This is a genomic window from Pantoea endophytica (genome assembly GCF_002858935.1).
GTDB classification, from domain to species: Bacteria; Pseudomonadota; Gammaproteobacteria; order Enterobacterales; family Enterobacteriaceae; genus Pantoea; species Pantoea leporis.
The window spans coordinates 16,532-29,324 of record NZ_PJRT01000025.1 but is presented as its reverse complement, the minus strand read 5'-3'; the positions used below and the strand labels follow the sequence as shown (position 1 = coordinate 29,324).

Below are 12,793 nucleotides of genomic sequence, written 5' to 3'. Positions count from 1 at the left end.
AAGCTGCCCGCGCATCCTGCTACTGTCCGCCAATTGAGCTGAAAGAGTTAGGGCGATAACGTCAATCTACCCTCTTTTACGATGAATCCTCCGCAGGCTGCTACGCTTTAATGTGCCCACGTTAACGCACGGAATGTGCGCTATTTCCTCCATCAACCCCTTGGAGGTTGTGTACAATAGCTGCGAATTTTCCGAAGGAGTTGTCATGCCCGCCATTGAAGTTATTCTCGTTGACCACCTCGATCGCCCTATCGGCAAAATGGAAAAGCTGGAAGTGCATGAAAAAGGATTGCTGCATCGCGCGGTGACGGTTTACGTGTTCAATTCGCGCCATGAAGTGCTGCTGCAACGCCGTGCCAGCACTAAATATCACTGTGGTGGATTGTGGAGTAACACCTGCTGCAGTCATCCCTATCCGCAGGAATCCACGCGCGATGCCGCCGAGCGCCGTTTGCGTGAAGAGATGGGCATGAATGTTGCGTTAACGCCGGTGTTTGAGCTGAGCTACAACCTGCCGCTGAGTAACGGCTTGACCGAGCATGAATATGGGCACGTGTTCTTCGCCATCAGCGATGAGCAGCCGGTCCTCAACCCGGAAGAGGCGGATGCATGGTGCTATCGCTCGATTGCGCAGATTCAGCAGGAGATGCAGGAGAATCCGGCGCAGTTCACGCCGTGGTTTTTGCATACCTTCCCGCGCATTCCCAATACGCTGGGCGAGTTTCGCCTGACGGCTTAAAGACGAAGGTCGCCATTTATGGCGACCTCTGTTAATCCATCACTGAAAATCTTCCGCATCCACGTCGTAACCCGACGGCTCCCAGCGAATCGCCAGTAGCGCCAGTAAGCCAATCAGCGGCGCAAGGAAAATCACCCAGAACACGCCGGTACCAAACGCCGCCACCAGCAGCGGGAAGGTGAACAGCGACACGGTGGAACTGCCGCGCATCAGCGTCTGGTTGAAGCCGACGCCCACGCCGCGCAGCGAAGCCGGATAGCTTAGCGAGGCAAATGTCATGGTGTGCGAGCCGGGACCAAAGCCCTGACCAAACAGGAACAGCGCCAGCATGGCAATCGCCACCGCCGCCTGTTCGCCGCCTTCCGGACGACCAATCAACGCCAATCCCAGCAGCGCCACGCACTGACAAGCGTAACCGGCCACCGACATCTTCCACGCGCCCAGACGCGGCACCAGCCGCACCGCCAGCAAGCCGCCGACAAAAGCAAACAGCAGATTCAGCGCCAGCGACACCAGAATGGTGGTCAGCATCGATTGCGCAAAGAAGCTGGAGATAATCACCGGCAGGCCAAACGCCACCGCGTTATAGGCAAATGACGAGGCGATGGAGGTGACGGTTGCCAGAATGGTACGACGACGATAGACGCCCTGCAGCAGCGCGCCGTAGTTGCGCCAGCTGGCTTTACGTACCGCTTTCTGCGGCGTCAGATCGGCGTCATCCGCCACCTGCGCGTTGATGTTGTAAGAGTTGCGCAGAATCTCCGCCGCGCCTGTGAGGTTGCCCTGATTGGCTGCCCAAATCGGCGACTCACTCATGTAACGGCTGCGAATGGCGATGATCAGCAGCGCAGGCACCGCACCAAAACCCAGAATCAAACGCCACAGCCAATCGGTGTGGCTTTCGGGCAACACCGCATACAGCAGCAGGACCAGCAGGTAGGAAATACTGATCGCCGCGTACCATGTCGGACACCACATCGCCACGCTGGCGGCCTTATTGCCTTGCCCGCGCAGCTTCGAAAACTCGGCGAGAAACGCCATCGCCACCGGTAAGTCGATCCCGACGCCGAGGCCCATCACAAAGCGCGCACCGGCCAGCACATATTCGTTTGGCGCAAACGCACAGGCTAACGCTGCCACCACGAAGAAGAACATGTCGGCCATAAACACGCGATAGCGGCCGATTTTGTCGGTGAGGTAGCCGCCAATCAGCGCCCCAACAATCGCACCGAAGGTAATCGCCGATGCCACCATGCCGGTGCCTGCGGGCGTCAGCTGGAACTCGCGCGTCACGTCTTTGATGCCAAACGCCAATGCGCCGAGATCGTAGGCGTCAAGGAACACGCCGCCCAGCGCAATCGCGATGACGATGCGCGCGTTGCTACGTGATTCGTTGCTGTTGTTCACCAGCCCGGAGACATCGGCCGCGCTGCGGATCCATTTGGTCTCACCGGTGGGGACATTCCCTGCCTGCGCGACATGCGCTGGAGAAGCTAAGTCGGTCATGATGTTTTGTAATTTATTGTAAGGAGTGGGACTGTGAGCATAAGCCGCCGTCTTAACATCGAAAATTCCAATTGGTTATATGTGCTGCGTTTTGGTTATAACCGATAGGCAATTGATAGCAAAAAAAGCACGAAGTAAGCCGCTTGACCGCGCCTATCCCCTTTCGCCAGGCTACGCTTGATAGTCACACAATGAAAACAAATGAGGGAAGCGGGATGATAAAGCAGGGTTTATTGGGAATGATGGCATTGGCAATGAGCATGGGTGCAGCGCAGGCGGCGGATCCGGTGAAAGTTGGTTCCAAAATTGATACCGAAGGCTCGCTACTCGGCAACATTATTCTGCAGGTGCTGGACAAACATGGGGTAAAAACCGTCAATAAAATCCAGCTCGGTACCACGCAAGTGGTGCGCGGCGCGATCACCGCTGGTGAGCTGGATATCTACCCGGAATACACCGGCAATGGCGCATTCTTCTTCAACGATGAAAAAGACACGGCGTGGAAGAACGCTCAGCAGGGCTACGAGAAGGTGAAAAAACTCGACGCCGAGAAAAATCATCTGGTGTGGCTGACGCCCGCGCCAGCTAACAATACCTGGACGATTGCGGTGCGCGGCGACGTGGCGCAGAAGAACAACCTCAACACGCTGGACGATCTCAGCGCTTACCTGAAAAAAGGCGGCACTTTCAAACTGGCTGCCTCGGCGGAATTTATTGAACGCAGCGATGCGTTACCGGCGTTTGAAAAAGCCTACAACTTCAAACTGGAGCAGGCGCAGCTGCTGTCGCTGGCCGGTGGCGACACCGCCGTGACCATCAAAGCGGCGGCGCAGCAAACCTCTGGCGTGAACGCGGCGATGGCCTACGGCACCGACGGTCCGGTAGCGGCGCTGGGCCTGCAAACGCTGAGCGATCCGAAAGGCGTGCAGCCGATTTATGCCCCTGCGCCGGTGATCCGCGAAAGCGTGCTCAAGCAATATCCGGACATCGGCAACTGGCTGCAGCCGGTCTTCAGCAAGCTGGATGAGAAAACCCTGCAGCAGCTGAATGCGCAGATCGCGGTGGATGGTCAGGATGCCAGCCAGGTCGCGAAACAGTGGCTACAGACCAATAAGTTGCTGTAAGCAGTGTCGTCGTTGTTATTCCGACCGCGCCAGCAGCCGGTGCTGCTGGTGTTAATCGCGCTTATCACGCTGGCGCTGTTTGCCTTGCCGCTATTGAGCTTTGCCGCCAATCGGCTGGTCTCTGGCCAGCCGCTGACGTTATGGCAGGTGACCAACAGCATACTGCTGTTCATCCCGTTGCTGTGGCTGTGGCAGAGCTTGTGGTGGCCGCCGCGCCGCATTCACGCGATATCGGTGCTGCTGGCGGCGGAAGTGCTGCTGGCCTTACTCATCTGGTTGGCCGGACAACAGGCCACGCAACTGGCGAACAGCGGGAGCCCGCTGGCGCGCACCGCGTTTGGCAGCGGCTTGTGGTGTGCGGCGGCGCTGGCGCTGCTGCTGGCGGCGGAAGCGGTCCGGCAAATCACCCGCAGTACCCCGTGGCGCATTGTGCTCAACCTGCAAATCTGGCTGCTGCCGCTGGCGCTGTTACTCAGCGGTCATCTTGATCGTCTCTCGCTTTTGAAAGAGTACGCCAACCGCACGGCGGTGTTTGATGCGGCCTTCACGCAGCATTTGTGGCTGCTGGGCGGCACGCTGCTGCCGACGGTAATCATCGGATTGCCGCTCGGGCTGGCGATTGCGCGGCGTCCGCGCTGGCAGAATGCCGCATTTAGCGTGCTTAACCTGATTCAAACGGTGCCGTCGGTGGCGCTGTTCGGTTTACTGATTGCGCCGCTGGCGGGATTGGTGGCGCATTTTCCGCTGCTGGCCCGTTGGGGCATCAGCGGCATCGGTATTGCACCGGCCTTGATTGCGCTGGTGCTCTACGCGCTGCTGCCGCTGGTGCGCAGCGTGGTGGCCGGTTTGCAGCAGGTGCCGCAGGAAGTGCGTGAAACCGCGCGCGGCATGGGCATGAGCGCGTGGCAACAGTTCTGGCACGCCGAACTGCCGCTGGCGCTGCCGGTGTGGCTCTCCGGGCTGCGCGTGGTGGTGGTGCAAACCGTGGGCCTGGCGGTGGTCGCGGCGCTGATTGGGGCGGGCGGATTCGGCGCCATTGTTTTTCAGGGATTGCTGAGCAGCGCGCTGGATCTGGTGCTGCTGGGCGTGATTCCGGTGGTGGCGCTGGCGGTGATTTTTGATGCGCTGCTGCGTTTACTGTCGGCACTGCTGGAGAGACGTCATGATTGAATTTCACCAGGTGAGCAAAGTGTTCGCTGGCAAAGAGGCGATACGTAACCTGTCGCTGAAGATTGAGAAGGGCAGTTTTACCGTGCTGATTGGCACCTCAGGTTCGGGCAAATCGACCACGCTGAAGATGATCAACCGGCTGGTGGAGCACGACAGCGGCGAAATACGTTTTGCCGGAGAAGCCATCGAAACCATGGATGCGCGCGCGTTGCGCCGCCGCATCGGTTATGCCATTCAGTCGATTGGCCTGTTTCCGCACTGGAACGTGGCGAAGAACATCGGCACCGTGCCCTCGCTGCTCGGCTGGCCGCAGGCGAAGATCACTCAACGCGTCGAGGAGCTGCTGGCGCTGCTCAATCTCGACAGCCATCTGGCGACGCGCATGCCGCATCAGCTGTCGGGCGGACAGCAGCAGCGCGTCGGCGTGGCGCGTGCGCTGGCGGCCGATCCCGAGTTGCTGCTGATGGATGAACCTTTCGGCGCGCTCGATCCGGTTAACCGTCTGGCGCTGCAACACGAGATGCTGCGCATTCAGAAAATGTCCGGTCGCACCGTGGTGCTGGTGACGCACGACATCGACGAAGCGCTGACGCTGGCCGATCAGCTGGTGCTGATGGACGGCGGCGAAATCGTGCAGCAGGGCAGGCCAATCGATCTGCTGACGCAGCCGGTGAACGACTTTGCCCGCGAGTTCTTTGGTCGCAGCGAGCTCGGCGTGCGTTTGCTGGCGCTGGGACGTGCGGGCAGCGCGGCGCGACGCGGTGAATGGCTGGACGCCGAACCGATTGCTGAATCGCTGACGCTGCGTGAAGCGCTGTCGCAATTTATTGCGCGCCGCACCGACAAATTGCCGGTGATCGATCAGCAGCAACAGCCGCTGGGCGTGCTGCACTTCAGCGATCTGCTGCGCCAGCAGGAGGCGAGCTGATGCGGCTGTTACGCGATCCGCTCTATTGGCTGCTGGCGGCCTTTCTGCTGCTGCTGTGGGGCTTGCCGCACAGCGGTCCGCTGTTTGCTCACTGGTTTCCACAGCTGGAGCGTCCGCTCTATCAGCAGGAGAGTTTCTGGCGGCTGGCGCTGGCGCATCTGGCGTTAGTGGTCAGCGGCAGCCTGCTGGCGTTGCTGGTCGGCGTTGGCTGTGCGGTGTTTGCTACGCGTCACGCCGGGCGCGCCTTTCGTCCGCTGCTGGAAACCGTGGCGGCGGCCGGGCAAACCTTTCCGCCGGTTGCGGTGTTAGCGATTGCGGTGCCGGTGATGGGGTTTGGTGCCACGCCCGCGGTGATGGCGCTGTTTCTCTACGGCTTGCTACCGATTTTGCAGGGCACGCTGGCAGGTTTAGATAGCGTACCGGCCAGCAATCGTGAAATCGCGGTCGGCCTCGGCATGGGGCCGTGGCGACGCTTGTGGCAGATTGAGCTGGCGCTAGCGGCACCGGTGATCATGGCGGGCGTGCGAACCTCGGTGATGATCAACATCGGCACGGCAACTATCGCCTCCACGGTGGGCGCGGAGAGTCTGGGATCGCCGGTGATAATCGGTCTTAGCGGCTTTAACACCGCCTATGTGATTCAGGGCGCGCTGCTGGTGGCGCTGCTGGCGTTGATTTGCGATCGCCTGCTAGAGCGCGTGCAGCGCAAACTTAGTGGGTATGCACAATGAGGCTGTAGCCGACCAGCATCATGCCGCCCATGCCGCCAAGCGCCATGATGGCAAACAGGGAACCGATAAGGAGTTTATTCCAGTTCATGAGGAGACCTGAGAAAAGAAATTTAGGGCGGCATGATAACGCGCACACCACGCCAGGCAAAGGCCGTGTGTGCGATTTTACTTATGCGGGATCGTGCAGGTGAATGGCAAAACCCTGCGCCTGCCAGTGTTCAAACTGCTCGACCTGACGACGCGTCGGCTTTTTGCCGGTCCAGATAAACAGGTTTTGTCCGGGGAATAACTCAGGGCGCGGCATGTCCAGCGGCTCCGCCAACACATCCATGCGCCAGCCTTGCTGCGACAAACGCCAGGCTTCCAGCCAGATGCGGGTACGATCTTCCACCGCCCAACCCAGCATCAAGGCATCTTTACCGGCTTTTTTACGTCCACAGGCCAGACAAAACGCCACATAATCAATCAGCGCGCCATCAAGCAGACTGCACATGGTGCGCGCGGTGTTCTGATCTAAACCAAGACGCTGGCGAACCGGCACAAACACGTGATCGATCAACGCATCCACCGGATGTTCCCGGCCAATATTGGCAATTTTAACGCGCAATTTCGCCGGGCGAACGTGGCGCAGTACGCTCATCAACTCTTCCTGCAGCGCCGACCAACCGTCATCCACATTGACCGTCGCGCCTTCCAGCAACGCTTTCACTTTGCCAACGGGCACGCCGCTCTCTATCCAGCGTTTTATCTCTTCGATACGCTGAACATCTTCATCATCAAACTGCCGATGACCACCTTCGGTACGCTGGGGTTTTAACAGACCGTAACGTCGCTGCCAGGCGCGAAGCGTTACCGGGTTGATTCCACAGCGTTCGGCCACATCCCCGATACTGTATAAGGCCATAAAGTCCTCAAAAATTCTGACCTGCATAACAACACCTTAACCCCCACGACTGGGTTGTACAATGATTTTTTAATTGTACAACTTGACCGCTTTATTTATTTAAGGTCATATCTCATATGTGAGATTTATTTCCCGTATATGAGAGGTGAAGATGTCTGCTTCGGATACCGACGATCGACTGGCGGCGCGACTGGCTGAATTACGCGTACAACGCGGTTGGTCATTAGATGAATTGGCGATGGCGACCGGCATCAGTCGGGCGTCGTTGTCGCGCATTGAACGCGCCGAAACGAGCCCCACAGCCGCTTTGCTTAACCGCCTTTGCGTGGCCTACGGCTTGACCATGTCGCGCCTGCTGAGCGAGGTGGAAGAGGAGGCCGCGCTGCTGCTGAAAGCGGCGCAACAGCCGGTATGGCGCGATGACGCCAGCGGCTTCCAGCGCCGCAACGTATCACCGCCCGCCAGCCACTTTAAAGCGGAAGTGGTGGAAGGTGTGCTGCGTCCTGGCGCGCGCATTGATTACGATGCGCCGCCGATTCAGGGACTGGAGCAGCACATCTGGCTGCAATCGGGCGAGCTGACCATCAGCATGGACGATCAGCACTGGACGCTGCAGGCAGGCGACTGTCTGCGCTTTCATCTCACTGGCAAATCCGCGTTTGCCGCCCATGCCGAAGGCGGCGCGCGCTACATTTTGGTGGTATGCAAACCATGATTGACATCGAACCTCTCAGCGCCACCCAGGCGCAGCCGCTGCTGGCGGCATTGTGTGATGTGCTGCAGGGCTGCGTCGCCGATGGCGCCAGCGTGGGCTTTATTGATGCGGACGATCGCGCGGCCATTGAGCGCTTCTGGCAGGACAAAATTTACAGCCTGGCGAGCGGCGACAATCAGCTGCTGGTGGCGTATCAGCAGGGCGTGATTGTGGCGACGGTGATGGTGGGATTCAGCGCAATGCCGAACGGTCGCCATCGGGCGGAGATCAGTAAGCTGCTGGTGCATCCCCGCGCCAGACGTCAGGGCATCGCGCGCCGCCTGATGCAGCAAGCCGAACAGCTGGCGGCACAGCAGGGGAAAACCCTGCTGGTGCTGGACACGCGCAGCGGCGACGTGGCAACGGATCTCTATTTGTCGATGGATTGGCAGATTGCTGGGTCGATTCCGTTCTATGCGGAGTCAACCGAAGGTGTGCTGGATGCGACTACGGTGATGTATAAGGTGTTGGGGTGATTGTGCTTGTGATTGTGCCTGCTGTCCCCCTCCTCGGTCCTCCCCCATAAATGGGGGAGGAAGATGCTGCCATATGTCAGTGATGAAGCTGCATGTGGCAGCGTCTCCTTCCCCCGCTTGCGGGGGAAGGCCGGGATGGGGGACAGCGAGCACAGACCGGGGAAAGCGAGCACAAACCTGGACGGACAGCGAGCACAGACCGGGGACAGCGAGCACAATCCCAAAATGCACCAACTCAGTGCGGTCCTTCCGCCTCGCCAATCCCCAGCGCCTGCATAAACAGCCGGATAATCGGGTTTATTTTGCGACCCTTCTTCATCATCAAACAAAACGGGTTTTCACGGCGAGTCGAATCATCACCCAACTCACACAGCTGCCCACGCGCAATAAACGCGGCGGCATAATGTTCCGGTAAATAACCAATAAAATGGCCGGTTAAAATCAGCATGGCGACAGATTCAACCTGAACCGCCTGCACGCCGCTGTCCTGTAAGGGAATGATGCGACGATCGTCGCGCGGCGTCACATATAAATGATTAATAATTTTCTGCTCACGTAATATGTCCAGCGATATATTTTTATCGCACGATCCCGAATATAAAGGATGTGACATAGAGCAATATAATTTTGAATATTCCTTATAAAGCGGGAAGTAATCAAAATCATTTTTCATTTCATAAACCGGTGCAATACCACAATGAAAACGGCCTTCACTGATGCCGCGCTCAATATCATCTAATTGCGCGGTTTGCAGTCGAATTTGTACCTTTGGCGCTTTCTGGTGCAGCTGTTGCACCGCTGCGGTGACCGGAGATTGCAGGTCGGAGATGGTGTTATCCACCACGCAAATGGCAATGTCGCCCAGCAGTTCATTGCGACTGTTGTGCAGCCGCTCGCGAAACAGATTCAGCGAGACGAACAGTTCCAGCGTGGCCTGGTAGACGTTGATGCCGTACTGCGTTAGCTCAAAACCTTCGCGTCCGCGGCTGCATAACGTCATGCCGAGACGAATTTCCAGATCGGAAACCTGTTTACTGATCGCCGCCAGACCAATATTCAATTCGTGGCTGGCAGCAGTTAATCCGCCCGCTTCTACCACGCATTTAAATACCCGCAGTAATTTTAAATCGATATTACTCAGTGCCAGAACCGCATTATCGCTGCGATTATTTGCATTGTTTCCGGACTGGGAAACTTTACTTTCCATTTTTGCTATTCAACTCCGGAATAATTGCGGTGAAAGTACAGTGAACCTGAAATAGGCCCTATTTACCAGTGTAGCCATAAAATAAGTTTTTATTATTTCAACTGGCTCATCCATATCTTTTTCATATCGCTGATGATTATCTGTAAGGGGAAATAGCATGTCTGATAATGCCGAACTGTTATGGGGCGCGCGTTTTAAAGCGGCACCGGCGGCGAGTTTAACCGCGCTGTCTCGTAGCCCGGATTATTACTTTGCATTGGCACCTTACGATCTGGCGGGCTGCCGGGCGCATGCCCGTGAACTGGCGCGCGGCGAGTTGCTGAGCGCCGAAGAGCTCAGCACCATGCTGGCGGCCATTGACGCGTTAGACGCCGATTATCGCGCCGGTCAGCTGCATCCGATTGCCGCCGACGAAGATGTGCACACCTTTATCGAACGCGCGCTGACCGAGCGTTTAGGTCCGCTGGGCGGCAAGCTGCGCGCCGGGCGTTCGCGTAACGATCAAACCGTTAACGACCTGCGTCTTTACCTGCGCGACAACGGTCGCAAGGTGGTGAGCGCGCTGCTGGCCTTGCAGCAGGCGCTGGTCGAGCAGGCGGCACAGCACACCGAAAGCGTCGCGCCCGGTTTCACACATCTGCAGCAGGCGCAGCCGATTGTTTTTGGTCATCAACTTTTGGCTCACGCGCAATCCTTTGCCCGCGATATTGAACGTATGCAGGATTGGGATCGCCGCAGCGCACGCTGTCCGCTCGGTGCCGCTGCGATGGCCGGTTCCGCCATTGCGCGCCAGCCGGAGCAGGCCGCCGCCGATCTTTCCTATCTCGCGCCGTGCGAAAACTCCATTGATGCCGTTGCCAGCCGCGACTATGCCGCTGAATTCCTGTTTGTCACCAGCATGATCGGCATCAACCTGTCACGCCTGTGCGAAGAAGTGTGCATGTGGGCATCGCGCCAGTTCCGCTGGGTCGAGCTGCATGACAGCTACGCTACCGGCAGCTCCATCATGCCGCAGAAGAAAAACCCGGACATCGCCGAACTGACGCGCGGCCGCGCTGGCCGCCTGGTCGGCAACCTGATGGCGCTGCTCACCACCATGAAAGCGATGCCGCTCTCCTACAACCGCGATCTCAGCGACGACAAACGCAATGTGATTGATGCGGTGGATACGCTGCTGCTGGTGCTACCGGCGATGGCAGGCATGATGGCGACGCTGAAATTCAACACCGACGTGATGCGCGAGCAGGCACCGGACGGCTTCACGCTGGCGACCGAAGTGGCCGACTGGCTGGCGATGCGCGGTGTGCCGTTCCGCGAAGCGCATGAGATCACCGGCCAGCTGGTGCAATTGTGCGAGCGCGAAAACTGCGGTCTGTCGGATCTCAGCGATGCGCAACTGCAGGCGGTGGATGTCCGCTTAACGCCGGAGGTGCGCAGTGCGCTGACGCTGGAAGCCGCGCTGGCGGCCCGTAGCGGCTACGGCGGTACCGCACCGGCACGCGTACGTGAGCAACTGGCACGTCTGCAAACCCTGATGCAGGACCAGCAGCGCTGGACCGACGATTACGCTGGCCCACGCGCCTGAGGAGAACTTATGTCGCAATCAACGCCGATTGAGCCGGGTTTGAACAACAGCCGCGAGCAGACGCATTACGATCTCGATCGTTACCAAGTGGTGCCGCGCCGTTACTACGGCCGTATCACCGCGTCGGCGGTGATTCTGCTGCTGCTGGCGCTGCTGGTAAACGCCTTTGCGCACGGCAATATCGAATGGTCGTTTGTCGGCCAGTTCTTTACCGCCCAGGCGATTCTCAACGGCGTGGTCAACACGCTGATCATGTCGGTGCTGGCGATGGGGCTCGGCGTACTGTTTGGCGTCATCACCGCCATCATGTACATGTCGCCGAATCCGGTGCTGCACTACATCGCCGTGGGCTACGCGTGGATTTTTCGCGGTACGCCGCTGATTCTGCAGCTGCTGCTGTGGTTCAACCTCGCGCTGGTGTTTCCCACCATCAGCATTCCCGGCGTGTTCAGCGTGCAAACCGTCACCATCATGACGCCGTTCCTCGCCGCGCTGCTCGGTTTGAGCATCAATCAGGGCGCGTACACCTCGGAAGTGGTGCGCGCGGGCTTGCTATCAGTGGATACCGGGCAATACGAAGCGGCGAAAGCCATCGGCATGCCGCGTCTGCAGGCGCTGCAGCGCATCATTCTGCCGCAGGCGATGCGCGTGATTCTGCCGCCGGTCGGCAACGAATTTATCAGCATGATCAAAACCACCAGTCTCGCCAGCATGATTCAGTACTCGGAACTGCTCTACAACACGCAAACCATCTACTTCGCCAACGCGCGCGTCATGGAACTGCTGTTCGTGGCAGGCATTTGGTACCTGATTGTGGTCACGGTGTTGTCGTTTGGACAGAGCCGACTGGAACGTTACTTCTCACGCGGCCATCGTCAGCGTCAGTAATCAGGAGCCCAACATGAGAAACATCGTGCGCGCCGTCAAGGTGAACAAATATTTCGACCAGTTCCACGCCCTGAAGGATGTCAGCCTCGAAGTGAACTACGGCGAGGTGATGTGCATCCTCGGCCCATCCGGTTCCGGCAAAAGCACCTTTTTGCGCTGCATTAACCAGCTGGAGAAGGTCGATAAAGGCGGAATTTGGGTCGACAACGAGCTGGCGGGCTATCGCATCGCCGGTAACAAACTGCATGCGCTGAGCGACAAACAGATTGCGCGCCAGCGCCTGCAAACCGGCATGGTATTCCAGCGTTTTAACCTGTTCCCACACAAAACCGCGCTGGAGAACATCATCGAAGGGCCGTGTCGCGTGCTGCTGCGCCCAAGGCGCGAAGCCAGCGAAGAGGCGATGGCGCTGCTCGATCGCGTGGGTCTGGCGCACAAAGCGCACGACTATCCGCAGTCGCTCTCCGGCGGCCAGCAGCAGCGCGTGGCGATTGCTCGTGCGCTGGCGATGAAACCCAAACTGATGCTGTTTGACGAACCCACCTCGGCGCTGGATCCGGAGATGGTGGGCGAAGTGCTGGCGGTGATGCGTCAGCTGGCAAAAGAGGGCACCACCATGCTGGTGGTCACGCACGAAATGGGCTTTGCCCGTGAGGTGGCCAATCAGGTGGTGTTTATGGACGAGGGACGGATTATCGAGCAGGGCGCACCGGAAGACATTCTGCTGAACCCGCAAAATCCACGGATGAAAAACTTTATTAACGCGATTCTTCTTTAAACA

General features: G+C 58.4%; 13 protein-coding genes. 10 read left to right on the top strand and 3 right to left on the bottom strand.

Translation table 11 applies throughout. From position 1 onward, the window contains the following. Window positions 1–205 precede the first annotated feature (205 nt). A complete protein-coding gene (gene idi, locus PZBJ_RS15120) occupies window positions 206–739 on the top strand; it encodes an isopentenyl-diphosphate Delta-isomerase (RefSeq protein ID WP_101763150.1) in 534 nt (177 codons plus the stop codon). A gap of 39 nt (window positions 740–778) precedes the next feature. Here idi and PZBJ_RS15115 read toward each other — a convergent pair whose 3' ends face one another. After that, window positions 779–2,245 carry an MFS transporter gene (locus tag PZBJ_RS15115; RefSeq protein WP_101763149.1) on the bottom strand — a complete coding sequence of 489 codons (1,467 nt, stop codon included), beginning with the start codon at window positions 2,243–2,245 and terminating at the stop codon, window positions 779–781. Window positions 2,246–2,460: 215 nt separating this feature from the next. Here PZBJ_RS15115 and osmF point away from each other — a divergent pair, with 215 nt between their 5' ends. From osmF to PZBJ_RS15095, 4 genes are read left to right on the top strand one after another with little or no spacing between them, the layout of a single operon-like run. Beyond that, a complete protein-coding gene (osmF, locus tag PZBJ_RS15110) occupies window positions 2,461–3,369 on the top strand; it encodes a glycine betaine ABC transporter substrate-binding protein OsmF (protein ID WP_101763148.1) in 909 nt (302 codons plus the stop codon). Window positions 3,370–3,372: 3 nt separating this feature from the next. Beyond that, window positions 3,373–4,539: an ABC transporter permease gene (locus PZBJ_RS15105; RefSeq protein ID WP_101763147.1), complete on the top strand. Its 1,167-nt coding sequence runs from the start codon at window positions 3,373–3,375 to the stop codon at window positions 4,537–4,539. Beyond that, window positions 4,532–5,467: an ABC transporter ATP-binding protein gene (locus tag PZBJ_RS15100; RefSeq protein WP_101763146.1), complete on the top strand. Its 936-nt coding sequence runs from the start codon at window positions 4,532–4,534 to the stop codon at window positions 5,465–5,467. The genes PZBJ_RS15105 and PZBJ_RS15100 overlap by 8 nt, the downstream gene beginning before the upstream one ends. After that, the gene (locus PZBJ_RS15095) at window positions 5,467–6,198 is read left to right on the top strand and encodes an ABC transporter permease (protein WP_101763145.1); all 732 of its coding nucleotides are present in this window, start codon (window positions 5,467–5,469) and stop codon (window positions 6,196–6,198) included. Before PZBJ_RS15100 ends, PZBJ_RS15095 begins: the two co-directional genes overlap by 1 nt. A 169-nt stretch (window positions 6,199–6,367) precedes the next feature. Here PZBJ_RS15095 and PZBJ_RS15090 read toward each other — a convergent pair whose 3' ends face one another. Continuing rightward, window positions 6,368–7,102, bottom strand: coding sequence for a MerR family transcriptional regulator (locus PZBJ_RS15090; protein ID WP_101763312.1), 735 nt, complete (start codon window positions 7,100–7,102; stop codon window positions 6,368–6,370). 151 nt (window positions 7,103–7,253) lie between these two features. On the opposite strand from PZBJ_RS15090, the gene PZBJ_RS15085 reads away from it, so the two are divergent. Both PZBJ_RS15085 and PZBJ_RS15080 read left to right on the top strand, forming a co-directional pair. After that, window positions 7,254–7,817: a helix-turn-helix domain-containing protein gene (locus tag PZBJ_RS15085; protein WP_101763144.1), complete on the top strand. Its 564-nt coding sequence runs from the start codon at window positions 7,254–7,256 to the stop codon at window positions 7,815–7,817. Beyond that, a complete protein-coding gene (locus tag PZBJ_RS15080) occupies window positions 7,814–8,332 on the top strand; it encodes a GNAT family N-acetyltransferase (protein ID WP_101763311.1) in 519 nt (172 codons plus the stop codon). The genes PZBJ_RS15085 and PZBJ_RS15080 overlap by 4 nt, the downstream gene beginning before the upstream one ends. 235 nt (window positions 8,333–8,567) lie before the next feature. Here the strand turns inward: PZBJ_RS15080 and PZBJ_RS15070 are convergent, their stop codons facing one another. Continuing rightward, a complete protein-coding gene (locus tag PZBJ_RS15070) occupies window positions 8,568–9,539 on the bottom strand; it encodes a LysR family transcriptional regulator (RefSeq protein ID WP_101763143.1) in 972 nt (323 codons plus the stop codon). A gap of 157 nt (window positions 9,540–9,696) precedes the next feature. On the opposite strand from PZBJ_RS15070, the gene argH reads away from it, so the two are divergent. Genes argH through PZBJ_RS15055 form a run of 3 tightly spaced genes read left to right on the top strand, consistent with a single transcriptional unit; the run spans window position 9,697 to window position 12,790 of the window. Beyond that, entirely contained in the window at window positions 9,697–11,124 is a 1,428-nt protein-coding gene (gene argH / locus PZBJ_RS15065) for an argininosuccinate lyase (protein ID WP_101763142.1), read from the top strand. A gap of 9 nt (window positions 11,125–11,133) precedes the next feature. After that, the gene (locus PZBJ_RS15060; RefSeq protein WP_101763141.1) at window positions 11,134–12,012 is read left to right on the top strand and encodes an amino acid ABC transporter permease; all 879 of its coding nucleotides are present in this window, start codon (window positions 11,134–11,136) and stop codon (window positions 12,010–12,012) included. A gap of 13 nt (window positions 12,013–12,025) precedes the next feature. After that, window positions 12,026–12,790 carry an amino acid ABC transporter ATP-binding protein gene (locus PZBJ_RS15055; protein ID WP_008102604.1) on the top strand — a complete coding sequence of 255 codons (765 nt, stop codon included), beginning with the start codon at window positions 12,026–12,028 and terminating at the stop codon, window positions 12,788–12,790. Window positions 12,791–12,793: the final 3 nt, after the last annotated feature.

What these genes read in the sequence shown, in the direction of transcription:
- idi (WP_101763150.1), top strand. Translation starts at nt 206, where the DNA reads ATGCCCGCCATTGAAGTTATTCTCGTTGACCACCTCGATCGCCCTATC.
- PZBJ_RS15115 (WP_101763149.1), bottom strand. Translation starts at nt 2,245, where the DNA reads ATGACCGACTTAGCTTCTCCAGCGCATGTCGCGCAGGCAGGGAATGTC.
- osmF (WP_101763148.1), top strand. Translation starts at nt 2,461, where the DNA reads ATGATAAAGCAGGGTTTATTGGGAATGATGGCATTGGCAATGAGCATG.
- PZBJ_RS15100 (WP_101763146.1), top strand. Translation starts at nt 4,532, where the DNA reads ATGATTGAATTTCACCAGGTGAGCAAAGTGTTCGCTGGCAAAGAGGCG.
- PZBJ_RS15095 (WP_101763145.1), top strand. Translation starts at nt 5,467, where the DNA reads ATGCGGCTGTTACGCGATCCGCTCTATTGGCTGCTGGCGGCCTTTCTG.
- PZBJ_RS15090 (WP_101763312.1), bottom strand. Translation starts at nt 7,102, where the DNA reads ATGGCCTTATACAGTATCGGGGATGTGGCCGAACGCTGTGGAATCAAC.
- PZBJ_RS15085 (WP_101763144.1), top strand. Translation starts at nt 7,254, where the DNA reads ATGTCTGCTTCGGATACCGACGATCGACTGGCGGCGCGACTGGCTGAA.
- PZBJ_RS15080 (WP_101763311.1), top strand. Translation starts at nt 7,814, where the DNA reads ATGATTGACATCGAACCTCTCAGCGCCACCCAGGCGCAGCCGCTGCTG.
- PZBJ_RS15070 (WP_101763143.1), bottom strand. Translation starts at nt 9,539, where the DNA reads ATGGAAAGTAAAGTTTCCCAGTCCGGAAACAATGCAAATAATCGCAGC.
- argH (WP_101763142.1), top strand. Translation starts at nt 9,697, where the DNA reads ATGTCTGATAATGCCGAACTGTTATGGGGCGCGCGTTTTAAAGCGGCA.
- PZBJ_RS15060 (WP_101763141.1), top strand. Translation starts at nt 11,134, where the DNA reads ATGTCGCAATCAACGCCGATTGAGCCGGGTTTGAACAACAGCCGCGAG.
- PZBJ_RS15055 (WP_008102604.1), top strand. Translation starts at nt 12,026, where the DNA reads ATGAGAAACATCGTGCGCGCCGTCAAGGTGAACAAATATTTCGACCAG.